The 22,272-nt window shown below is 63.7% G+C and carries 22 protein-coding genes and 1 pseudogene; 5 read left to right on the top strand and 18 right to left on the bottom strand.

The features are described from left to right. Window positions 1-36: 36 nt before the first annotated feature. Window positions 37-561, top strand: a complete 525-nt coding sequence (locus tag D3F03_RS02475) for a DUF7482 domain-containing protein (RefSeq protein WP_199665393.1) — start codon at window positions 37-39, stop codon at window positions 559-561. Window positions 562-634: 73 nt separating this feature from the next. Here D3F03_RS02475 and map read toward each other — a convergent pair whose 3' ends face one another. From map to D3F03_RS17550, 8 genes and pseudogenes are all read right to left on the bottom strand, one after another. Next, a complete protein-coding gene (map, locus tag D3F03_RS02470; protein WP_119107772.1) occupies window positions 635-1,381 on the bottom strand; it encodes a type I methionyl aminopeptidase in 747 nt (248 codons plus the stop codon). A 141-nt stretch (window positions 1,382-1,522) separates the two neighbouring features. Beyond that, entirely contained in the window at window positions 1,523-1,954 is a 432-nt protein-coding gene (locus D3F03_RS02465) for a hypothetical protein (RefSeq protein ID WP_119107771.1), read from the bottom strand. Between the two features lie 215 nt (window positions 1,955-2,169). Continuing rightward, on the bottom strand, window positions 2,170-2,601 hold the full coding sequence (locus D3F03_RS02460) for a DUF1801 domain-containing protein (RefSeq protein ID WP_245960471.1): 432 nt from the start codon (window positions 2,599-2,601) through the stop codon (window positions 2,170-2,172). A 96-nt stretch (window positions 2,602-2,697) separates the two neighbouring features. After that, the gene (locus tag D3F03_RS02455) at window positions 2,698-3,813 is read right to left on the bottom strand and encodes a type I restriction enzyme HsdR N-terminal domain-containing protein (RefSeq protein ID WP_119107769.1); all 1,116 of its coding nucleotides are present in this window, start codon (window positions 3,811-3,813) and stop codon (window positions 2,698-2,700) included. A 91-nt stretch (window positions 3,814-3,904) separates the two neighbouring features. Next, the gene (locus D3F03_RS17125) at window positions 3,905-4,210 is read right to left on the bottom strand and encodes a hypothetical protein (protein WP_147414695.1); all 306 of its coding nucleotides are present in this window, start codon (window positions 4,208-4,210) and stop codon (window positions 3,905-3,907) included. An 86-nt stretch (window positions 4,211-4,296) separates the two neighbouring features. Then, complete coding sequence (locus tag D3F03_RS17120; protein ID WP_147414694.1) at window positions 4,297-4,707, bottom strand: hypothetical protein; 411 nt, start codon at window positions 4,705-4,707, stop codon at window positions 4,297-4,299. A gap of 135 nt (window positions 4,708-4,842) precedes the next feature. Beyond that, a complete protein-coding gene (locus D3F03_RS02450; RefSeq protein ID WP_119107768.1) occupies window positions 4,843-5,877 on the bottom strand; it encodes an IS30 family transposase in 1,035 nt (344 codons plus the stop codon). 150 nt (window positions 5,878-6,027) lie between these two features. Next, window positions 6,028-6,355: pseudogene (locus D3F03_RS17550) on the bottom strand (HIBADH family dehydrogenase); the annotation flags it as partial. Window positions 6,356-6,472: 117 nt separating this feature from the next. On the opposite strand from D3F03_RS17550, the gene D3F03_RS02445 reads away from it, so the two are divergent. Together D3F03_RS02445 and D3F03_RS02440 are read left to right on the top strand one after the other, a co-directional pair. Further along, complete coding sequence (locus D3F03_RS02445; RefSeq protein ID WP_119107767.1) at window positions 6,473-6,820, top strand: type II toxin-antitoxin system prevent-host-death family antitoxin; 348 nt, start codon at window positions 6,473-6,475, stop codon at window positions 6,818-6,820. After that, window positions 6,821-7,513 (top strand): ATPase, encoded by a 693-nt coding sequence (locus D3F03_RS02440; protein WP_119107766.1) that lies wholly within the window; start codon window positions 6,821-6,823, stop codon window positions 7,511-7,513. 175 nt (window positions 7,514-7,688) lie between these two features. Here D3F03_RS02440 and mmsB read toward each other — a convergent pair whose 3' ends face one another. The 4 genes from mmsB to D3F03_RS02420 form a co-directional block, all read right to left on the bottom strand. After that, window positions 7,689-8,585, bottom strand: coding sequence for a 3-hydroxyisobutyrate dehydrogenase (gene mmsB, locus D3F03_RS02435; RefSeq protein ID WP_119107765.1), 897 nt, complete (start codon window positions 8,583-8,585; stop codon window positions 7,689-7,691). A 112-nt stretch (window positions 8,586-8,697) separates the two neighbouring features. Further along, the gene (locus D3F03_RS02430) at window positions 8,698-9,117 is read right to left on the bottom strand and encodes a TfoX/Sxy family protein (RefSeq protein ID WP_119107764.1); all 420 of its coding nucleotides are present in this window, start codon (window positions 9,115-9,117) and stop codon (window positions 8,698-8,700) included. Between the two features lie 74 nt (window positions 9,118-9,191). Beyond that, entirely contained in the window at window positions 9,192-10,358 is a 1,167-nt protein-coding gene (locus D3F03_RS02425; protein ID WP_119107763.1) for an acyl-CoA dehydrogenase family protein, read from the bottom strand. Window positions 10,359-10,601: 243 nt separating this feature from the next. Then, window positions 10,602-12,125: a CoA-acylating methylmalonate-semialdehyde dehydrogenase gene (locus tag D3F03_RS02420; RefSeq protein ID WP_119107762.1), complete on the bottom strand. Its 1,524-nt coding sequence runs from the start codon at window positions 12,123-12,125 to the stop codon at window positions 10,602-10,604. Window positions 12,126-12,276: 151 nt separating this feature from the next. On the opposite strand from D3F03_RS02420, the gene D3F03_RS02415 reads away from it, so the two are divergent. Next, window positions 12,277-13,203 carry a LysR family transcriptional regulator gene (locus D3F03_RS02415; protein ID WP_119107761.1) on the top strand — a complete coding sequence of 309 codons (927 nt, stop codon included), beginning with the start codon at window positions 12,277-12,279 and terminating at the stop codon, window positions 13,201-13,203. 89 nt (window positions 13,204-13,292) lie between these two features. Here the strand turns inward: D3F03_RS02415 and D3F03_RS02410 are convergent, their stop codons facing one another. Then, on the bottom strand, window positions 13,293-13,451 hold the full coding sequence (locus tag D3F03_RS02410; protein WP_106447573.1) for a DUF3309 family protein: 159 nt from the start codon (window positions 13,449-13,451) through the stop codon (window positions 13,293-13,295). A 226-nt stretch (window positions 13,452-13,677) separates the two neighbouring features. On the opposite strand from D3F03_RS02410, the gene D3F03_RS02405 reads away from it, so the two are divergent. After that, a complete protein-coding gene (locus tag D3F03_RS02405; protein ID WP_119107760.1) occupies window positions 13,678-16,863 on the top strand; it encodes a bifunctional diguanylate cyclase/phosphodiesterase in 3,186 nt (1,061 codons plus the stop codon). Between the two features lie 105 nt (window positions 16,864-16,968). On the opposite strand, the gene D3F03_RS02400 is transcribed toward D3F03_RS02405, so the two are convergent. The 5 genes from D3F03_RS02400 to D3F03_RS02380 all read right to left on the bottom strand — a co-directional run bounded on the left by D3F03_RS02400 (window position 16,969) and on the right by D3F03_RS02380 (window position 22,258). Then, window positions 16,969-18,603: a DHA2 family efflux MFS transporter permease subunit gene (locus D3F03_RS02400; RefSeq protein WP_119107759.1), complete on the bottom strand. Its 1,635-nt coding sequence runs from the start codon at window positions 18,601-18,603 to the stop codon at window positions 16,969-16,971. 19 nt (window positions 18,604-18,622) lie between these two features. Then, a complete protein-coding gene (locus D3F03_RS02395) occupies window positions 18,623-19,882 on the bottom strand; it encodes an HlyD/EmrA/EmrK family protein (RefSeq protein ID WP_119107758.1) in 1,260 nt (419 codons plus the stop codon). Between the two features lie 48 nt (window positions 19,883-19,930). Then, window positions 19,931-21,394 carry an efflux transporter outer membrane subunit gene (locus D3F03_RS02390; RefSeq protein WP_119107757.1) on the bottom strand — a complete coding sequence of 488 codons (1,464 nt, stop codon included), beginning with the start codon at window positions 21,392-21,394 and terminating at the stop codon, window positions 19,931-19,933. Window positions 21,395-21,414: 20 nt separating this feature from the next. Next, complete coding sequence (locus D3F03_RS02385) at window positions 21,415-21,948, bottom strand: MarR family winged helix-turn-helix transcriptional regulator (RefSeq protein WP_119107756.1); 534 nt, start codon at window positions 21,946-21,948, stop codon at window positions 21,415-21,417. Between the two features lie 91 nt (window positions 21,949-22,039). Continuing rightward, window positions 22,040-22,258, bottom strand: a complete 219-nt coding sequence (locus D3F03_RS02380) for a hypothetical protein (protein ID WP_147414693.1) — start codon at window positions 22,256-22,258, stop codon at window positions 22,040-22,042. Window positions 22,259-22,272 lie beyond the last annotated feature (14 nt).

Here is a 22,272-nt window from a genome sequence, read left to right as displayed (position 1 = left end):
TTTTGCTGGAATGGGTGGAAAAAGGAGTCAGGCCAGATGAAAACTTCAGCCACGGCAGCCGCTGTGCTCGCGGCTTCCATGCTCGCCGGCTGCGCCAGCCACAGCTTCAATGCCAGCAGAACCGAAACCGTGCTGCCTCTCAAGCGAGCTTGGGTGGACGGGCGCACCGTGGAATACGTGACCACCGATATTTCCGACGCCGCCATGGCCAAGGCCGCTGGCGCCAACTACGCGCCGCGCTTGGCCGGCGCCGTGGGCATTACCGGGCGCGCGTCGGTGCTGGAGCGGGTTTACAAGTTTCCCGGCGGCGAGCAAGCCAGCATCTTCCAGTCGGCTCCGCTGCCGGCGGGTGATGCCAACGCCGTGTCGGCCTACAGCCCCTTGTGGCGCATGGTGATGGTGCACTGGAAAAAACCTGCCAACGGCCGCGTGCTGAAATCCGAAGAAGAACTGCTGGCCGCAGAGGAACTCGGCGAGGTGGCGCTGGAGCCGACCAACGTGGTGGCGAACTGCCCGGTGACGCGGGCGGTCGATGGCAGCGCGCTGCGGGGCGTGCGCTGAAGCGGAGAAAGCCCGCCGCACCGACCGCCCAAGAAACCCGCCAGGCCATTTGTCGGCGGAATTTTGTCCGCAGTCAGTGCTGTGTGACCACGATGGGAGCGCCCTTGGTGATGACCATCGTGTGCTCGTACTGCGCTGACAGGTTGCCGCGGGCGCCCACCAGCGTCCAGCCATCGGACATTTCGTCAACGATGCGGCTCTTGGTCGAGAGGAAGGGCTCGATGGTGATCACCATGCCCTCATGCAGAAGGCGCGTGTCGGAAGGGTCAAAGTAGCCCGCGATGTGCTCGGGCTCCTCGTGCAGCGCGCGGCCCACGCCGTGGCTGCCCAGGTTCTCGATGACCTTGAAACCATAGGCCTTTGCCGTGCGCTCGATGGCGGCACCAATGCGGTTGATGGGCTGCCCCGCCCGGGCACCCTTCATGGCCTCGGCCAGTGCCATACGGGTCGCATGGCACAAACGCGTCTTCTGCGCCGTGGTCGGCGGCACCACCACCGTTCCACCCGTGTCGGCGAAGTACCCGCCCAGCTCCGCCGACACATCGACATTCAACACATCCCCCGCCCTGATCACCCGGTCGCCCGGAATGCCGTGGGCCGCTTCCTCATTGATGCTGATGCAGGTGTAGCCCGGGAAGTCGTAGGTGAGCTTCGGCGCGGACCGCGCGCCATGCTCTTCCAGCAGCCGCTCGCCGAGCCGGTCAAGCTCGCGGGTCGTCATGCCGGGTTCTGCGGCGTCGAGCATGTGCTGCAGGGTCATTGAGACAATTTTGCCAATGCGTTGGAGTGCGACGATGTCGTCTTGGGTTTCGATGGTCATGGGTCTAGGGGCGATTGATTGGATGCGGCGTTGACTGTAATGGTAGGCGCAACGCCCTCGGTAAGCCGCGCCTCACAATGGCCGGTCAGAACGCCCTGTGCGGAAAGTAAAGCGAAGATGTCCGCATACTGCAGCGCCGCCTCACAGAGCCGGCCACTGCGCGATGAGGCCATAGAGATGCAGCAGCCCGATGGCAAGGCAAATGCCAGATGAAACCAGCCAGAAGGTTGGCGAGTTCTCGGGGAACGCCGGCTTGAGCAGGGGGAACGCCACCGCCCGGCCCAGGTACACGGTACAAATGGCGCTGAGCGCCAGTTTGGTGAACGGAAGGCGGCCGATGGCGCCAGCGCCTGAAAATGCGTAGGCCGCCCAAACGAACAGAACCCCAGTGATCGCAAGCGTGACGAGCATCGGCTGGAGCTTGCGCGCCTCGGCGGCGCGCGCCATCTTCTCGCCAGCCCCCATGAACCGGTAGGCCGGTGCGCCCACGACGACGCACGCGGCATGCGCCAATGCAGCGGCTGCGCTGAGCGAACCGCCAATGGCGAGGGCTTGGGCTCCAGAGATGGGCATGGCAATTTGTGCGGGGTTGAACGAGTCGGGAAAGAAAACAGCTTGCGCTCACCTACGCCGCTTGCTGCGTTTGCGCGCCGGTCCCGCAGATTTCGTGCTGGCACGGACTGCGACAGAACCAACCTCAGATGCGGGATAGCCGATTGCAGGCGATTCCCAGCAGCCAAAACACCTATCAGTTTCTTCCCCTTGTGGGGGAATCCATATACGAATCGTTAGCCCTCACGCCTGTGGCTTGATTTATTGAAAGACACCGCATTTTTGATAAGACTTTCGAACGCTGAATCGTTAAGAACGTCGCCGTCAAAAATGTCGATAGCACGTCTGGTGCCTGCCTCTAAGCTGGCGTTGAAGAGTTTGAATGGATCTTTTAGCGAGGCACCTTGAGCGAAGGTCAGTTTGACCTTGTCCTTGTACGTCTCACCGGTGCAAATGATTCCGTCGTGCGACCAGACCGGAACGCCGGCAGGATTGGACGGCTTTACCCATTTCACTTCCTCTACAACGTCAGGATCAGCTCGATGGATGAGGGCACGAACGTGAGCAAGGGTACTGCCCCGCCAATCACCAAGCTCCTTGATCTTCTTGTCGATGCGCTTCGAAGGTGACTCTTCGTGCGATCTCGGGGCGTTTTTACTTGGAGACACAATACCCTCGACTGTGAGGATTAACGCCCAGGTTAACCGGCGGCAATGCCGAAGCATTGACGTCCGCGTTGAATCCGCCCAGTTATACCTTGCTGCTCACTCTCCAACATTGACCGTTAGCTCCCGACCGAAACGCAAACGCGCAACTTCGCAGGCCATTTCGGCGATGCGCTCAATTTGAGCACGACTGACATTGGTACCAACAAACCAGCCAGACTTAAGCTTTGAGAAGTGCTCAGCGGCCAGATCAGGGCGACCTGGATATAGTTCCGCCGGAGACCGCGCAAGATACCTTCTAGTGCGCCCATGTTTAGGGCGAGATGCAAACCGTTCTAGAAAGCTTGCGTCGCGAACTGACAGCGCCTCAAACACACCGACAAGAACTTCGCGGCCATTGCGGCAGGGGTGGAACTTGCCTTCGAGCGTGAAGCCGACTGGATGTTCAGACGCAATTGTTTGGCGCTGAGGCCTCGGCTCTATTGATGCGGGTGCGGCGGCTGGCTTCGTGAATTGGATTGGCCGTTCGCGCTCTTGTATCCCGCCGCTGTTCAGCGACACCTTCTCGCGAAGAAATTTTGCGACTGTATCGAGGTCTGGTTTGAACCCGCACAGACTTTCAACCTTGTCCGCCAACAGTTCCAGCAGAAGATCATCTTCTTCCGAGACTAGCTTTGACCAAGCCTCCGGTAGGCTAGAAAACATTTGCCTATTGCGGGAAATGTTTTTGTAATCCTCTCGTGCCGCCGCGATGGCCTGCCCAGATGAAACCTGGGCATAGCTGAGGTAACGGTCCAAGCGCGCTACGCTCTCTGAAATTTCCCTTTCAACAATGTCCAGCTTATAAACGCGCCTCTCTGTGTAGTCTCCCTGCTCTGCAGGGAGAAAGAAATTCCACTCCTGTCCGTCAGTGAGAATTGCGAGCGGAACTCCGATGTGAAATGCGTATTCAAAGAGTTGGCGCTCGGCTCCGGCACTTTGGCCAATTTGTTTGACTTCAATAAATGCGATTGGCTTGCTGGCTGGGTGACAAAGCGCATAGTCGACTCTGCGACCTTCTAGCGAGTACTCCGGACAGACAACTTGCGTGTCATAGGTTGGCCAACCAAGAGCCTGGAGTAGGCGTAGGACGATCCCCTGTGACACGGACGCTTCGTTGCCATATCGGCCAGCCTTGATGCCGGACTGGATGTCTTCAATGTGTTTTTGGAGCATTGCGTGTCGCGGAAATGTTTGTGGCTAGGTATAACGAACAAAGTAAGCGGCTGGCCGTAGGCCAGTCCGCTTGACTGGGTTAGGCAACGGGCTACCCTCTTTCGGTGATAGCAGTAGCAATGAGGTTTGCACCTATTGCTCCTGCACTGAACGAGACGAACAGTGTTGGTAGAAGTAATTCACTCTTCAATTTCGATGCAGTAACCGCGCCGTTTGAGAAGCCAACTAGCATTTCAGTAATTCCAAAGCTACTAAGAAGGAGAGCAGTGAAAACAATCATGAACAAGCCGACGCACAACAAGACAAGAGAATGCTTTCGAAATTTATGTGCAGCAGACAAGCACATTGCGAGAACAATTAATTCGAAGAAAAATAGAGATATAGATAGCTTGCTCATGGATGATAAATTTCTTGTTGATGTAGTTGCCTAACGAATTAAGCGGTGAGCGAAGCGAGTCCGCTTGAATTAATTGTTAGGAGGAATTATGGAGATGCGGGCAAAGGTCTACTGGGTGTTATTGTTTTGTATTCTTGCGCTTGGTGGGCACGTTTGGATTCTGTACTCCAGACTTGATATACAAGAGTCAAGATTAGAACTGATAACGTGCCAACAGAAACACCAAGCAACCACCTGTGGTGTGAATTAGATTTTCTCACCTCTATTGCTTGTCGTATATGGGCAACACAAGCACGCCACTGTTGGGATGCAAAGTTCGTTTCTTCAAACGGAGTAACACTTCCGTCGTCGTGTTTTGTGTGTTGAAAGTGCTTTAGGAATACATATAAGAAGTTTTCCATTTCTTTTACGTTAGCAGATTCAAACTCTGGGCTGTGTGCGTAAAGGATCATTTCATGGAATTGTTTTGTTTTGTTTTCAAACACAAACTGCTTCATAGATGACTCCTAACTAAATTTATACGACAGCGCCAACGCTGCTATCGGTCCAATAAAAAATCTCCGCATCGCATTTCCCTCCTGATATCGTCAGAACGACGGCGGATTCAAAAGTGAAGTGCAACACCCAAGTTTTCAATGAATGAGAGTGGAGTGCTGCGGGTTGTTGATCAGCAACTCGCGGTACACAGCCAGCGGTGATCGTACCCCCAGGCCCTTTCTGGGACGGTTGTTGATTTCATCGGCAATCGCATCGAGTTGCTCCTGGCTGTAGATGCTCAGGTCTGTGCCTTTGGGCAAGTATTGGCGCACCAGGCCGTTCATGTTCTCGTTGGAGCCCCTTTGCCAAGGACTGTGCGGGTCGCAGAAGTACACCGCTATGCCGGTCTGCTCGCTGAGCTTTTTGTGCATGGCCATCTCTCTTCCCTGGTCGTACGTCATGGAGAGGCGCATCGGCTGCGCAATGCCCAACAGCTTGTCCGTGAAGGCCTGCAAAACATTGGCTGCACTGGCTGGTCTGAACTCAGGCAGTTTGACCAGCATGACCAGTCGGCTGGTGCGCTCCACTAGTGTTCCTACCGCACTGGCATTGCCTTCACCCTTGATCAGGTCTCCCTCCCAGTGCCCCGGGAACTGGCGGTCTTCGATCTCGGGCGGGCGCACATGGATGCTCAGCATGTCAGGGATCTGGCCTCTTCGATCTTTACATTTGCTGCGCGGCAGCCGCTTGTTGTGGGCATGGCGCAAGGTAGCAATCAGCTCCTTGCGCAACTCGCCCACGGGCATGGCGTAGATGCAGTTGTAGATGCTCTCGTGTGACACGCGGTACTCATGGCCTTGGGGATACAAGCGTGCCAGTGTCAGGGCAATTTGTTCAGGCGACCAGCGTAGTCGCAGGAGGTGGATCACCAGGGCGAGCAAGACCGACTCGGGGTGCAGCTTGATCGCAGGTCTGCCTGAGCATCTGCGCTGCGAGGATTGACACTGGGCACGAGCGCTGCCATAGCCAAATGAACAGGCGTTGCGCCTTAATTCCCGACTGATGGTGGCCGGGGAGCGGCGCAGTTGCCGGGCAATTGCCCGCACGCTGTGGTTCTGCTGCGTCAGGCTGGCGATGGTGACGCGCTCTTCAGGCTGGAGCTGCTGGTAGTGCGAAGGGGAGGAGTGCATCTGCTGACCTTAGAGGTTGGCAGGTGTTGCGCTTCAGTTTTGAATCCGCCAACCTAAAAAACGCCAGATCAAAAAAGAAAAGCGGACGCGGTAATCGAATGCTACCGCGCCTGGGGGCATTGGGAAAGGGCGATAGCCCGTAGATCGCCTCTTCTTGCGCAGCATCTTGATTACGCTCGAAATGTCTTTCCCCCCGCCGTGGCCGGAGTTGCTGTGCGCCGCATAGATCGCGTGCGCCAGCCCCCGGCCAGCGCCCGCCGAGCGGCGTGCTGGCCTTTATCGCCATCGCGTTCTCTTGCGCGAGGCCAAGTCTTTGAGCATCAGGGTGGTGCCAAACCCGCGAGTGCAGACGTTGCCTGCCGGGCGTTTTCGCGCACACCAGGGAAGGGTGGTACTTCTCTGGCGCCCAGTTGCCGTCGGGGATGCGCCGCGTGGTTTCCGACCGTACTTGCGAGCCCCGGCCTTCGGCAACACACAGGAAGAGCTGCAGGGTGGATTCTGGCCTGAGCGGCCGGTTCATGTGCGAAAAATGTCTATAATGGTCAATATGTCTATTTTCGCCACAATGGCCTCAGACACTTGATCAGGAGCCCCAGTGACCACCGCACTGCTTGAACTCGACAGCCTTCCCCGCCAAAGTGCTTCGCAAGTGAAGAACAAATGGGGAGACGTGGTGCGCCAGGTGCGGGAGGTGGGCAGCGTGGCCATTACGAGCCATTCGGCGGTGGAGATGGTGCTGGTGGATGCTGCCACCTATCGGCAATTGACCACCGACATGCTGGCCCTCAAAGCGCGCGAGCAGTCGGTGCTGGAAGACCTGACGGGGCGGTTCAATGCGCGGCTCGCTGTGCTCCAGGCGCCTGGCGCGCAGCAGCAAGTAGCGGGGTTGTTCGATGCCAGAGGCAAGAGCGCCCAGCGGCCCAAGGCAGGGGCCACGTTTTAGATGGCGGAAGCGGAAGCGGATGGGGATGCGGGTGCTCGACTTGGCGCCAGGCCCTTCATCCTGGTACTGGCTGGCGTCAATGGTGCGGGCAAGAGTTCGGTGGGTGGCGCGCTGCTGGCCGAACATGGCTTGAGCTGGTTCAACCCCGACAGCTTTGCGCGAGAGTTGGTGGTGCAGTTGGGTCTGAACGTGCACGAGGCCAACGCCCGCGCCTGGGAGTTTGGCCGCTCTCAACTGGAGGCGGCGATAACGAATGGCAGCAACTGCGCCTTTGAGACCACGCTGGGCGGCAAGACCATTGCGGCCATGCTTGCCCAGGCGGCCGGTACGCACGACATCCTGATGATTTTTTGCGGCCTGCAGTCGGTGCAGTTGCACCTGCAGCGCGTGCAAGCGCGTGTTGCCAGCGGCGGGCACGCTATTGCCGAAGCAAAGATTCGGGAGCGCTGGGTGTCATCCCGCCTCAACCTGCTCAAACTCATGCCGCGGCTCACCCGCCTTCAGGTGTTCGACAACAGCGCGCAGGTGGCGGCCGGGCAGGACATCCCGGAGCCGGTGCTGGTGATGGAAACGTTGCGGGGCGAGTTGCTCTTTCCCGAGCCGAGCGACGCCCAGGCCTTGAAGGCAACGCCTGAATGGGCGCAACCGATGGTCCAAGCCGCCATCGAGCGCCAGGCAGGGCCGGCCTCGTAAAGAGCGTCAGGGGCCGTCGCGGGCTTCTCTGTACGGCGCACGCTGCCTGTGCTTGCGCGCGTTCGCTGTCCCGACCGCCAGGGGCGCTGGGACTCCAGCAAAGGCGACCCCAGGCCTTGCAATGGGAAGTGCTGCCATGCGCCTGCCAAAACGCCAGGCGTTGCAGCCCCGCCCATTACCCCTTCTTCTGCAGCATCTTGATCACGCTGGAAAAGTCTTCGCCGCCATGCCCAGCCAGGCTGTGCGCCGCATAAATCGAGCGTGCCAGGCCGCCCAGCGGCGTGCTGGCCCTCATGGCCGTGGCGTTTTCCTGCGCCAATCCCAGGTCCTTGAGCATCAGGTCGGTGCCGAAGCCGCCCGCGTAGCCTTTGCTGGCGGGCGCGTTCTCGTGCACGCCAGGGAAGGGGTTGTACTTCTCCAGCGCCCAGTTGCCGCCCGAGCTGCGGCGCATGATTTCTGAGAGGACTTTGGGGTCCAGGCCGTTGGCGACGCCCAGGGCGATCGCTTCGCTGGTGCCGGCCATCAGGATGCCGAGCAGCATGTTGTTGCAGATCTTGGCGGTCTGGCCGGCGCCCACGGCGCCAGCGTGGAAGATGTTGGCGCCCATCTTTTCCAGCAGGGGGCGGGCGCGCTCCAGGTTCGCTTCGCTGCCGCCGACCATGAAGGTGAGGGTGCCGGCAATGGCGCCGCCGGTGCCGCCGGAGACGGGCGCGTCGATAAAGGCGATGCCGGCGGCTTCAGCCGCCTTGGCGACCTTCTGGCTGGTGGCGGCGGCAATCGTCGAGCTGTCGATGACGAGCGCGCCCTTGGCGATTGCGCCCAGCAGGCCGGGTTGGCCGTCACGGCCCAGGAACAGGCCCTCGACGTGCTGGCTGGCGGGCAGCATGCTGATGACGACTTCGGCGCCCTGCACGGCGGCGGTGGCATCCTGCGCGATCTTCAGGCCGTCTGCGGCGAGCTTGTCGCAGGCGGGTTTCGAGAGGTCAAAGGCGCGGACGTCGTGGCCGGCTTTTTGCAGGTTGAGGGCCATGGGGCCGCCCATGTTGCCGAGGCCGATGAATGCGATGTGCATGGTGTTGTCTCCTGGTGGGGGTGATGGTGGGTGGAAGGGTTGCTTTGCTTTTGATAGCTGCCTGCGCTTATGGGGTAAGCGCCAGAGGCCGAAAAGGCTTGAAATTTCTGGGCTAAGGCCCGTGGTTCTTTCGCCGCACTTCCAGGCTGGATGCAGCGGGCGCCTTGTGCCGCCGGGGCGATGCCTTGGCCTGCGGGTTGAAGGCGAGGGCGGCGCCAATCCAGCGCTGCCACTGGGCGCGGGTGGCGTAGGCGTCGGGCTCGACCCAGAAGTAGCCGCGCATGCCGCCGCGCGGGTCCAGTTCGCGCAGGCCGGGCGTTTCGGCCGTGGCTTCGTGCTCGGCGGGCGGCAGGCGCACCAGCAGGTCTTCGCCTTTCACGGCGATGCACAGCTTCTCATGGACCATGAAGGCGTGGCCGCCGAAGAGCGTGCGCTCGTCCACCACGGCGTCCGCCCCCAGGTGCTCGGCCAGTGCGTCCCGCACGGCGGCGATGAGCCGCAGGGTTTCGTCGGCTATGGGGCGGGCGGGCATGGTGGGCAGCGGCGGATTAATGGGTAAAAATGCCGGTAGCGCTTGCTGTCTATGCGGTAGCAGCTATAGATTCGCTAGCGAATCGCGTCCGGCGCATCGCCATCCAGCATGCGCCGCGCAATGATGACCCGCATGATTTCGTTCGTGCCTTCCAGAATCTGGTGCACGCGGCTGTCGCGCAGCAGGCGCTCGAGCGGGTATTCGCGGATGTAGCCGTAGCCGCCGTGCAGTTGCAGCGCTTCGTTGCAGACGTTGAAGCCCGCGTCGGTGGCAAAGCGCTTGGCCATGGCGCAGTAGGTGGAGGCGTCGGGTGCGCTGGCGTCGAGTTTGCTGGCGGCCAGGCGCACCATTTGCCGCGCGGCAACCAGTTCGGTGGCCATGTCGGCCAGCTTGAATTGCAGCGCCTGGAAGCTCGCCAGGGTTTTGCCGAACTGCTTGCGCTCGTGCAGGTAGCTCTGCGCCTGGTTGAGCGCGCCTTGCGCGGCGCCGACGGAGCAGGTGGCGATGTTGATGCGCCCGCCGTCCAGCCCCTTCATGGCGATCTTGAAACCCTCGCCCTCGGCGCCCAGCAGGTTCTCAAGTGGCACTTCGACGTTGTCGAAGCTGATGGTGCGCGTGGGCTGGCTGTTCCAGCCCATTTTTTCTTCTTTCTTGCCGTAGCTGATGCCGGGGGCATCGGCCGGCACGGCAAAGGCGCTGATGCCGCGCGCGCCCGACTGGGCATCGCCCGTGCGGGCCATGAGCACCAGCACGTCGGTGGCGCCGGCGCCGGAGATGAAGGCTTTGGCGCCGTTGATGCGGTAGCCACCCTCAAAACGGTCGGCGCGGGTCTTGAGTGATGCGGCGTCCGACCCGGCGCCGGGCTCGGTCAGGCAGTACGAGGCCAGTTTTTCGCCGCTGGTGAGCAGCGCGCCCCAGCGCTCGCGCACGGCTTCTGTGCCCCAGGTGCCCAGCATCCAGGTCGCCATGTTGTGAATGGTGATGAAGGCGGTCGTCGATGGGTCGTATGCCGCCATTTCCTCGAACACCAGCGTGGCGTCGAGGCGCGGCAGGGCGAGACCACCAATCGATTCGGGCGCGTAGAGGCCGCAGAAACCCAGCTCGCCGGCTTTGGCGATGGTGGCTTTGGGGAAGATGGCCTGCGCGTCCCATTCGGCAGCGTGCGGCGCGAGTTCGGCCACCGCGAAGTCGCGCGCCGTCTGCGCAAAGGCGCGCTGGTCTTCGTTGAGTTCAAAGTCCATCGGCGGTTCTCCTGCTGTGTTTTGCTTTTGTTTTTGTAGCTGCTAGCGCTTACGGTATAAGCGCTAGAGCCTGATTTGACTCAAATTTCGCCTGAGCGGCGCGAGCTGTACAGCGTACGACTCAGCGCGGCCCAATTCCAGCGGCCACGCGCCAGGGCCGAAGCTGGCCGCGCCGCCGCGCTGGCGTCGCCCCCCTTCCCGCGAAGCGAGAGAAGGGGGGAGCGGCGTGAGCCGCTCGGGGGCTTACTTCAGACTAATCGTGGTGTTCACACCGTGGCTGGTCGTGCTGTCGTCGAACCAGCGCTGCGTCACCGTCTTGGTCTGCGTGTAGAACATCACCACCTGCTTGCCGTAGGGGCCCAGGTCGCCGAGCTTGGAGGCGCGCGAACCGGTGAACGAGAACAGCGGGACTGGCACGGGAATCGGCAGGTTGATGCCGACCTGGCCGACGTCGATGTCTTCCTGGAACTTGCGTGCTGCGGCGCCCGACTGCGTGAAGATGGCGGTGCCGTTGCCGTTGGGGTTGGCGTTGATGAACTCGATGGCCTGGTCGAGGTCGTCCGCCGCCACGATGGCCAGCACCGGGCCGAACACTTCCTGGTCGTAGATGGCCATGCCGGGTTTCACGCCCGAGAAGATGGTCGGGCCGACAAAGTTGCCCTTCTCAAAGCCGGCCACGGTGGGCTTGCGGCCGTCGAGTTCGAGCTTGGCGCCCTCGGCAATGCCGCGCTCGATCAGGCCTTCCACGCGCGAGAGCGCGGCGCAGGAGATCAGCGGGCCGACGTCGGTGCCTTTTTCGGTGCCGGCGTTGACCTTGAGCGTCTTGGTTTTTTCGACCAGCTCGGGAATCCACTTTTGCGCCTCGCCCACCAGAACCACCACCGACAGCGCCATGCAGCGCTGGCCGGCAGCGCCGAAGGCGGCACCGGCCAGGGCGTTCAAGGTTTGGTCCTTGTTGGCGTCGGGCAGGATGATGGCGTGGTTCTTCGCGCCCATCATGCATTGCGCACGCTTGCCGGCCAGGGTGGCGCGGTGGTAGACATGCGTGCCCACCTTGGTCGAGCCGACGAACGAGACGGCCTTGATGTCCTTGTGGTCGCACAGCGCGTTCACGGCCATTTCGCCGCCGTGAATCACGTTCAGCACGCCGGCAGGGATGCCGGCCTCCATGGCGAGTTCGACCAGGCGCATGGTGACCATGGGGTCTTGCTCGGAAGGCTTGAGCACGAAGGTGTTGCCGGTGGCAATCGCCATGGGGAACATCCACAGCGGAATCATCGCGGGGAAGTTGAACGGCGTGATGCCGGCGCACACGCCCAGCGGCTGCAGCAGGGTGTAGGTGTCGACACCGCCGGCCACGTTGTTGGCCAGCTCGCCGAGTTGCAGGTTGCCAATGCTGGCAGCGTGCTCGACCACTTCGAGGCCGCGGAACACGTCGCCTTCGGCGTCGGGCAGGGTCTTGCCTTGTTCGGCGGTGAGCAGCGCGGCCAGCTCGGCCATGTTTTCGCGGATGAGGTGCTGGTACTTCAGGAAGATGCGCGCGCGGGCGCCGATGGAGGTCTTCTTCCAGGTCTTGAAGGCTTCCTTGGCCGAGGCGATGGCCGCGTCGATTTCGTCCGCGGTGGCAAAGGGCACGCGGGCCAGCACTTCCTGTGTGGCGGGGTTCACCACGTTGCGCCATTCGGTGGTTTTCGATTCGACGAATTTGCCGCCAATGAGCAGCTTGACGGTGGGGGCCAGGGCGGCGACGGGAGTGGGTGCGTTCATGGGAAGTCTCCAATAAAGAGGGCAGGGCAGCGACACTGGCAACAGTGCACAGAACCCGGCCATGGTAGCTGTGCAGAATTGTCAGCACAATAGACAATCGTGCGCACGGAGTTTGCAAAAACGCACAACGAACCCGAATTCGAGGATACCGATGGACTGGGACAACCTGCGCTATTTCCTGGAGCTGGCCCGCGCCGGCACGCTGGTGGGTGCGGCGCGCCGTTTGGGCGTCGACCACACCACCGTGGCGCGGCGCATTCAGGCGCTGGAAAAGCAGGTCGGTTCGCCGCTGTTCGCGCGCGAAGCGGCGGGCCACCGCCTGAGCGAGGCGGGCCGCAGCCTGCTGCCGCAGGTCGAAGGCATGGAGGCGGCGTTTCTGGCGGTGGAGCACGCCGCGCCCGGGGTGCGCCAGGGCCTGCACGGCGCGGTGCGCATTGGGGCCACCGAAGGGTTTGGCAACCTGGTGCTGGCGCCGCAGTTGGCGCACTTTGCGTCTGAACACCCAGGCCTGGTGGTCGATTTGCTGGCGCTGCCCCGGCTGGTGCACCTTTCGCGGCGCGAGGCGGACATCGTCATTTCGCTGGAACGCCCGGCGCGCGGCGCGGTGCTGGTGGTGAAACTTGCCGAATACCTGCTGCAGCTCTACGGCGCGCAGGCTTACCTCGCCGCGCGGCCGCCCATCCACAGCGCGGCCGATTTGGCGGGGCACAGCTTTGTCAGCTATGTGGACGATCTGCTGTTCACCAAGGAGCTGCAAATTCTTGATGAGCTGCACCGGCCGGCGCATTTCTCGCTGCGCAGCACCAGCGTGCTGGCGCAGTACGAGGCCGTGCGTGCCGGGGCGGGCCTGGCGGTGCTGCCGGCATTTGTGGCGGCGCAGGACGCGAGCTTGCAGACCGTGCTGCCTGGCAGTGCACGCTTTGTGCGCACGTTCTGGATGTCCATGCCCGAAGAAAACAAGCACGTTGCGCGCATGCAGGCGACCTGGGCCTTTTTGCGCAGTGCGGTCGAAGCGCAGCAGGCGCTGCTGATGCCGCCGCAAAGGGCAAGCCCCCACGCGGCGGGGCAGAGCGCCTGATGGGCGCGGCGGGTGGCCTGTGCCACGGTAGCCAGTGGCAAGGTGCCGCCTGGGGCCTGTTCACCCGATCTATTGGCCAGCGCAGAGCGTCAGATCCGCCCCATCAGCAGCAGCACGACGAGGATCAGCACGACCAGACCGATGCCGCCGCTTGGGCCGTACCCCCAGGATCGGCTGTGGCCCCAGGTGGGCAGGGCGCCGACAAGGATGAGGATCAGGACGATCAGCAGAATGAGCGAGATGGACATGTTGGTTTCCCTTTTGTTGTGTGATGGACGCCATCTTGCAAGTGCCGTGGTCCGCGCTGCGTAGGCGCAAGCGCTAGTTTCGGGTCAGGGTTCGCACGGCGCTGTGGCATGGTTGGCATGCCAATGGTTTCTAAAACGATAGCAACAATCCCTTTCTGATAGTGCCAAAACTGCTGTTTTTCTTGTTATTTTCAGAAGCCTGCCGGTGCAGGTAGCATTGCAGGAGATGCACCGAGCCCCGACCACTTCCCGCTTTCCCTATTGGTTGCCAGGCGCACTGCTGGTGGCCGTGGGTTTGCTGTTCACCACCTTTCTGTACTTCGAGCAGCAGCGGCGGCTGAACCTCATTGAGCAATCGCGCTTCGAGCAGCAGGCAACCGAGGTCAGCCTGGCGCTCAAGGCGCGGCTGGCAAGCGATACCGAGGTGGTGTATGGCCTGCGGGGCTTGTTTTCCGCCAACCCCGAGCTGACGCGTGCGCAGTTCCAGCACGCGGCGGACGAGCTTGAAGCGACGTCGCGCAACCCTGGCCTGGTCAACCTGGCGTTCACGCGCCGCGTCGCGGCCAAAGACCTTGCGGCGTTTGAATTGCGCTCGCGCTCTGACGCATCCTTGCAGGCCTTGGGCCTGCCGGGATTGGCCGTACACCCGCTGGTGCCGCGCGACGAGTACTTTGTCGCCGACTACATCTGGCCGGTGCCTGGCAATGAGCAAATCCTGGGCTTCGACATTGGCTCCCAGCCGGCCAATCTGAAGGCCATGCAGCATGCGCGCGCCACGGGCGAGGCGGTGGTCTCCAAGCCCTTCATGCTGGTGCAGGCGACCGAGCCACGGCCGGGCTTCGTCATTCGCGTGCCGGTCTACGACGTGGCGCGTGTGGGGATGCAAGTGCCGCCGCCAGAGCATTTTCTCGGCGCCGTGGCGGCCACCGTGAATGTGCCGGAGCTGATGCACTCCACCCAGATGGGGGAAAGCGGAGCTGGCCTGGACATCCAGCTCGCAGACCTCGGGCCGCTCGGTGTGGCCCCCGGGAGCGAGCCGGCCAGTGTGTTTTACCGGAGCACGGGGGCTGCGCCCCTTATGCACCTGCGACCGGCTACGCGCAATGTGGCGGTGCACGACCGCCGCTGGCAACTGGTGTTCCGGCCCACCGAGCGCTTCCTGAGCCCGCCGGAGAGGCGGTTGCCTGCCAACACCGCTGCCGTGGCCGCGATGCTGACGCTGCTGCTTGGCGCCGTGCTCAGCCTGCTGCTGCGGCAACGGCGCCTGGCCTTGCTGCGTGCGCACCATTCGGACGCGGCGCGTGAGAAAAGCGAGGGGCGGTTCCAGGCCTTGTTCACGCAAGCGGCGGTGGGGGTGGCGCTGGTGGATATCGAGACCGGCCGGCTGAACGAAGTCAACCCGCGTTTTTGCAGCATCGTGGGACAGAGCAACGCGCAATTGCGCGAGCGCGTGCTTGGTGATCTGTTCCTGCCCACGCCAGGCGCCGAAGGCAGCGAAGGGGATCTTCACGCTCTGCGCACTCTGGGGGGTGGCGAGCTGACGCAAGAGCTGGGGCTGGCGTCCCTCGGCGGTGCGCTGGCACCGGTAGCCAGCGCCGCGGCATTGCCGCAGCGCTGGGTGGCGCGCACGGTCAGCGCCATGCGCTCGGGCGATAGCGCGGCGACACAGGCGATTGTCGTCCTGCACGACATCACCGCTCGCCGCGCCATGGAGGACGCCTTGCGGCGCAGCCAATCGCGTCTGGACGCGCTGCTGCACCGCCTGCCCGTGGGGGTGATGCTGTTGGAGCACGACGGCCATGTGACGCTGTGCAACCAGCGTTTCACCGAGCTGACCGGCTATACCCAGGCCGATGTGCCGAAAGCCGAGGTCTGGTGGCGCAAAGCGTACCCGGATGCGCACTATCGCAGCCAGTTGCAGGCGGCCTGGCTGCAAGCCTATCGGGTCGCCGGCAACGAAGGGGTGCTGCCCGAAGGTGAAGTCGAGCTCACCGGAGCAGATGGTCAGACGCGTGCGCTCGAAGTGGCCGGCGTGCGGGTAGGGGCCCAGCTACTGGTCACCTTTGTCGACCTTGCGCAGCGCAAGGCGGCCGAAAAGGAGATCCGCACCCTGGCCTACTACGACCTGCTGACCGGCCTGCCCAACCGGCGCCTGCTGGTCACCCGCATCAAGCAGGCGATCGCGCACTGCAAAGCCCCGGAACATTGCGCCCTGATGATGCTGGATCTGGACAACTTCAAGGCGCTCAACGACACCCGTGGCCATGAGCGCGGCGATGCCCTGCTCAAACTGGTCGCCGAGCGCATCGTCGGGTGCGTGCGCACCGATGACGCCGTGGCCCGGCCCGGGGGGGACGAATTTGCCGTGCTGCTCGAATGCGTTGGCGACAGCGCTGAATCGGCCCAGGCGCACTGCGAGCAGATCGGCCACAAGATTCTGGACGCCCTGCGCAAGCCCTACTTGATTGACGGTGAAGCGCACCACAGCACGCTGAGCATGGGGGTCGCCATGTTCAGTGCCGGCCACGCCAGCGTCGACGAACTGCTGCAGCGCGTGGACCTGGCCATGTACCAGGCCAAGGCCGCAGGCCGCGACACGCTGCGCTTCTACGACCCCAGCATGCACGCCCTGGCCAACGAACGCGCTGCGCTGGAGGAAGACATGCGCGCTGGCCTCGCCAAAGGCGAGTTCGAGCTGTACTACCAGCCGCAGGTGGACCACGGCCGTATCGTGGGCGCCGAAGCACTGCTGCGCTGGCACCATCCCCAGCGCGGTTTTGTCTCGCCGTCGGTCTTTATCCCGATGGCGGAGGATTCCGGCCAGATTCTGCCGCTGGGCCAGTGGGTGCTGGAGCAGGCTTGCCTGACGCTGGCGCAGTGGGCCTGCGACCCGCAACTGGCCGAGCTGGTGCTGGCCGTCAACGTCAGCCCGCGCCAGTTTCGCCAGGCTGGCTTCGTGCAACAGGTGCTGGCCACGCTCGCCAGCACGGGCGCCGCGCCGAGGCGCCTCAAGCTGGAGCTGACCGAGGGCCTGCTGCTGCACGACGTGAACGAGTCGGCCACGCGCATGACCGAGCTCAAGTCCTACGGTGTCGGGTTTTCGCTGGACGATTTTGGCACTGGGTATTCGAGCCTCTCGTACCTCAAGCGCCTGCCGCTCGATCAGCTCAAGATCGACCAGAGCTTTGTGCGCGACGTGCTGACGGACCCGAACGACGCATCCATCGTGCGCACCATCGTGGCCTTGGGCGCGAGCCTGGGCCTGCAGGTGATGGCCGAAGGCGTGGAAACCGTCGCCCAGCAGGAGTTTCTGGCGCGCCAGCACTGCTACGCCTGGCAGGGCTATCTGCTGAGCCGGCCCGTGCCCGCCGAACCGTTCGTGGCGCTGGTGCGTGGGCACGCGCCTGCGTGAGCAAAGCCTCTGCCGATGGCCTGAAACGGCTATCAAAAATATAGCTTCAGGCGCAATGCAGATAAGCGTTTGGCGCCATTTTCGTTAGAAAAATAGCGCCCAACGTCAATGCGCCCCTGCGGCGGCCCCGGCGTCACCCCCACTGCCAGGACGGCGCGTGAACCAGATCAGGACAATCAGCACCAGGAACAAGTACGCCGAGCCGACGAAGATGTCGTCCGCCGCGCGCGTAAAGGCCTGTTGGTCGATGAGGCGGTTGATTTGCACCAAGGCCTGCTCCTGCGACATCCCCAGCCCCTGGAGCTGCAGCAAGGTCTGCCCGAATACGCCCTGACCCTGCACCAGGCCTTCGGTGAGGTGGGCATGGTGCAGCGCGGCCCGGCTCTCCCACAGGGTGGTGGAGATCGAGACACCCATGGCGCCGGCCATGATGCGCACGAAATTGCTCAAACCGGCCGCAGCGGGAATGCGCTCGGGCGGCAGATCGGACAGGGTGATGGTTGTCAGTGGAATGAAGAAGAACGCCATGGCAGCGCCCTGGATCAGCGTGGGCACCAGGATGTGCCAGAAATCGGTCTGGGTGTCGAAGCGTGAACGCATCCACAGCACCAGCGCAAACACCACGAAGGCGCCCGTGGCCATGCGGCGGGGGTCCCAGTCGCTCACCTTGCGCCCCACCACGGGGGTCAGCATGATGGCAAAAATACCCACAGGTGCCAGCGCCATGCCGGCGTTGGTCGCGGTGTAGCCCATGAACTGCTGCAGCCACAGCGGCAGCAGCACCACGTTGCCAAAGAACAATGCGTAGGCCACCGACAGGGACAGTACGCCAAAGGCAAAGTTGCGCTTGCCGAAAAGCCGCAGATCCACCACCGGGTGGTCGTCCGTCAGCTCCCACACCAGGAAGACCGACAGTGCCACCACGGCAGCAATGGCCAGCGTGAGGATCAGCGGCGAGGCAAACCAGTCAAGCTCCTTGCCCTTGTCGAGCATGAGCTGCGTGCAGCCGACCCAGACCACCAGCAGCGACAGGCCCAGCGTGTCGATGGGCAGCTTCTTGCGCGGTGTCTCGCGGTGCCGGTAGATGCTCCACGTCACCGCCGCAGCGATCAGGCCCACGGGCACGTTGATGTAGAAAATCCACGGCCAGGAGATGTTGTCCGTGATCCAGCCGCCCAGCAGCGGCCCGACCACGGGCGCGACCAGGGTGGTGACGCCCCAGAGCGCCAGCGCCATGCCGGCGCGCGCGCGCGGGTAGCTGGCCAGCAGCAGGGTTTGCGAGAGCGGAATCATCGGCCCCGCCACGGCGCCTTGCAGCACCCGGAACACGACCAGCATTTCCAGCGACGAGGCAAAACCGCAGAGCCACGAGGTGAGCACGAACAGCAGAATGCTCGTGGTGAACAGGCGTACCGCGCCAAAGCGCTGCGTGAGCCAGCCCGTCAGGGGCACTGAAATTGCGTTGGCCACGCCAAAGCTGGTGATGACCCAGGTGCCTTGCGCCGGGCTCACGCCCACGTCACCGGCAATGGCGGGAATCGATACGTTGGCAATCGACGAGTCGAGCACGTTCATGAACGTGGCGAGCGACAGCGCCACCGTGCCCAGCAGCAAAGCCGAGCCATGCAGCGGCGGATGCGCCACGGGGGCGGGCCGGGCAGGCGCGGAAGGGGGCGGCGGTGCGTCGGGCGCGCCGGCAGGCAGCGCCGAAGCATCGGCGGTGGCTTGTGCAGCAGTCATGGTGTGGGGGCTAGGCGGCTCAGTGGGTGGCCGTGCGCACCGCCGCAGCCAGGACCGCAGCAGAGGCCCGCGCGCTCACCTTGTGGCCCAAGTTGGCGGCAATCGTTTTCTCAACGGCCGCGTCGGCGGCTTTCAACTGTTCGTCGTACACCGCCGTGGCCGCTACGGGGTCGCTGCGCTGGGTGCTCGAGAGCATCTTGCCGCTCTGGTCGGCGATATCGACCTTGACGTTCATCGACAGGCCGACGCGCAGCGGGTGCTTGGCAACCTCGGCGGCATCGAGGGCGATGCGCACCGGCACGCGCTGCACGACCTTGATCCAGTTGCCGGTGGCGTTCTGCGCCGGCAGCAGGGCAAAGGCCGCGCCAGTGCCCGCGCCCAGGCCGATCACCGTGCCGTGGTAGGCCACCTTGTTGCCGTACACGTCGGCTTCGAGCTCGACGCTCTGGCCAATCCGCAGCTTTTGCAACTGGCTTTCCTTGAAGTTGGCGTCGACCCACAGGTCGTCCAGCGCCACCACGGTCATCAGCGGTGCGCCAGCGGCCACGCGCTGCCCGAGCTGGACGCCGCGCTTGGCGACATAGCCGGACACCGGCGCCACCAGTTCCATGCGCTGCAGGGCCAGAAAGGCCTCGCGCACCTTGGCGGCGGCGCGCTGGACGTTGGGATGCTCCTCGACGCTGGTGCCTTCGGTCTGCGTCTGGCTCGCAGCGAGCTGCTCCTGCGCCGCCAGCAGGGCGGCGCGGGCTGCGGTGGCGGTGCTTTTTGCCGTATTGACGACGGCATTGGCGTGCTGGAACTCTTCCTTGCCGACGGCGCCGCTGGCCATCAGCGGCGTGCGGCGCCGCACGTCGTCTTCGAGGCGCGCAACCTCGGCCTCGGCGCGCGCCAGATCGGCGCTGCGCAGGCTGATCTGCGCCTTGAGCGTGGCATTGTTGGCATACAGGCTGCGCACTTCGCGCACGGTCTGCGCCAGTTGCGCCTGCGCCTGGTCGAGCGCGATGCGCGCGTCCGCCGGGTCCAGGCGCACCAGGGCCTGCCCGGCCTGCACATGGTCGGTGTCGTCCGCACCGATGGCCACCACGGTACCGCCGACCTGCGGCGTGATCTGCACCACGTTGCCGGCGACATAGGCGTTGTCGGTGGATTCGAAGTGGCGGCCACTGAACCAATCCCATGCGCCCCAGCCCACGCCCACCACCACGACGGCGGCGGCAATCAGGGTCAGGCCGCGGCGGCGGACAGTCTTGTTTTCATGGGGGGTCAGAGGTTCGCTCATGGTCGGCTCGCTTGCGGAAATTTCAGAAAATAGGGGGGCTTGACAGAATCAACGGGCGGCGGTCTGCAGGGCTGCGGTGTCGTCGCTCCAGCCGCCGCCCAGGGCATTCATCAGCGCCACGCGCACATCCAGGGCGCGGGCCTCCAGTGCCACGGCTTGGCGGCGCTGGGCCAACACCTGGCTTTCGGTGCCCAGCACCACCAGGTAATTGCCCAGGCCTGCGCCATAGCGCTCCTTGGCGTAGCGCCAGGCTTTCTCCGACCCTGCCTGCGCCTGCTGTTGCAGGGCCTGCTGGCGGGCGATGGACTGCACCGACGCCAGCGCGTCGCCAGCCTGCTTGACGGCGTCAAGCACCGTGGCGTTGTACTGCCCGATGGCCGCGTCGAGCTCGGCCTGACGGCCACCCAACTGGGCGCGCAGGCGCCCGCCGTCAAAGATCGGCAAGCGCAGCGCGGGTGCAACCCCTATCTGGCGTGAACTGGCCTGGAACAGGCTGTCCAGCCCCAGCGCATTGAGCCCGATAAAAGCCGAGAGGTTGATGTTGGGATAGAACTCGCTGCGGGCGGCAGACACCCCCTGCGTCGCCGCCTCGATACGCCAGCGCGCAGCGACCACGTCGGGGCGGCGGCCCAGCAGGTCGGCGCCGAGTACGGCAGGCACGGCAGGCAGGGCCAGTGCGCCCAGTTGCGGTGCGAGCGCGGGCAGGGCATCGGGTGCCTTGCCGGCCAGCACGGCAATCTGCCGGCGTGCCAGCGTCGCCTGCTCGGCCAGGGCTTCGACTTGCGCCGCAGCCTCGGGCACCGCGGCATCGGCCTGGGTCAGCTCGACCTGGCTGTCGAGACCGGCGGTGACGCGGTCGCTGGTCAGTCGCTTGATGGACTGGCGCTGCTCCAGCGCCTGCTGCGCCACCTGCTGGTCCGCCAGGATGCGCGCCAGCGCCACCCAACTGCGTGCCAGTTGCGTCGCCAGGGTATTGGCGGCGGCCGCGGCGTCGGCCTGGGCGGCGCGTGCCTGGCCCAGCGCGGCTTCGAGTTCGGCGTGGTGCAGGCCAAAGAAATCGGGGGTCCAGCTAAGGGTGGCCTGAAGGTTTTCGCTGTTGTACACGTTGCCGGCGATCGGCGGCGGATACAGGCCATTGGCGGTGTAGCGCTGGCGGGAGACATCGGCGCCGAAACCTGCCTGGGGCCCATTGGCCGCGCGGCGGGCGTCGGCCAGCGCAGCCGCCTGGGCGGCGCGTGCGCGCGCCACGGCCAGGCTCGGGTGCTGGGCCAGCGCCTCGCCCATCAGGGCGTCGAGCTGCACGTCGCCCAAGGCCTTCCACCACTGCGCAGTGGGAAGTTCTGCTGTGCTGGCAGGCGTGGTTGCCAGGCCCAGGGCTTGCGATGCGGTGCGCTCCAGGGGATGGTGCGCAGCACCAGGGTTGGCGCAAGCCACCAGGAGACTGGCGACAGCCAGGGCCAGCGAGCCACGAAGGAAGGTGCCGCGCGAGCGCGGACGCGAAAGGTCAGACATGACAGGCCTTGAGAGGAAAGTTATTTGCGGGCGGCTTCGCCATTGGCCAGCATGCGGCGCAGCAGGTCAATCAGTTGCTGCCATTCGTCCGTGGAGAACCCCGCCAGATGGGCATTCAGGGTGTCCGCAAGCACCGGCGTCAGCTCTTCGGCCATGGCCGTGCCCAGAGGCGTGGTGTGCACATGCACCACGCGGCGGTCGCTGGTGGAGCGCTCGCGCACGACCAGTTCCTTGGCTTCTAGCCGGTCGAGCAGCCGGGTCACTGCGGCTGGGTCGGCTTCCATGTCGCGGGCCAGTGCCGCCAGGGTGGTGTTCTGGCAGCGCGAAATCTTGTACAGCGGCAGGCACTGGGCGAAGGTAAGGCCACGGCCCTGGAGCTGTGTATCGGCCATGTTGCGGATGGACGAGAGCACGTTGCGCAGCAGGTAGCCCACGCTGTTCTCGGGCCGGATGCTGGCGGCGGTATACAAGTCGGGCGCTACGCCTCCCGCAGGGGCCGTGTCTGGCGCTGCGGCGAGCGGGCAGGAAGCAGCGGAAATATCGGGCGAATCCATGCCCGAGAATTTAATTGATAGGACAACTATTGCGCAAGCAACTATTCAGATAACCATGGGATTCATATGGGAATAAAAGACCCTCAGGCCCTCATCCTGGAGCGTTTTCCGACTCCCTGGAAAGCGCCTGGCGGCCCGCGCTCGTGAGGGTGAGGACTCTGCCCAGCTGGCTCTCCGAGCCTGGCTTGGGAAGCAGGGCCACGATCAGTCCGGCCGCGCGCAAAACGCGCAGGCGGTCAATATCGTGTTCGCTGGTAAGGGTGCAAGGCAGAGGCCGGTCGGCCAGCTCGCGCAGCAATTCCATGGACATAGGCATCTCCTTCG

Origin of the sequence: Simplicispira hankyongi (genome assembly GCF_003570885.1) — a bacterium.
In the GTDB taxonomy this organism is placed as follows: Bacteria; Pseudomonadota; Gammaproteobacteria; order Burkholderiales; family Burkholderiaceae_C; genus Simplicispira; species Simplicispira hankyongi.
This window is presented reverse-complemented; position numbering and strand designations above follow the sequence as displayed.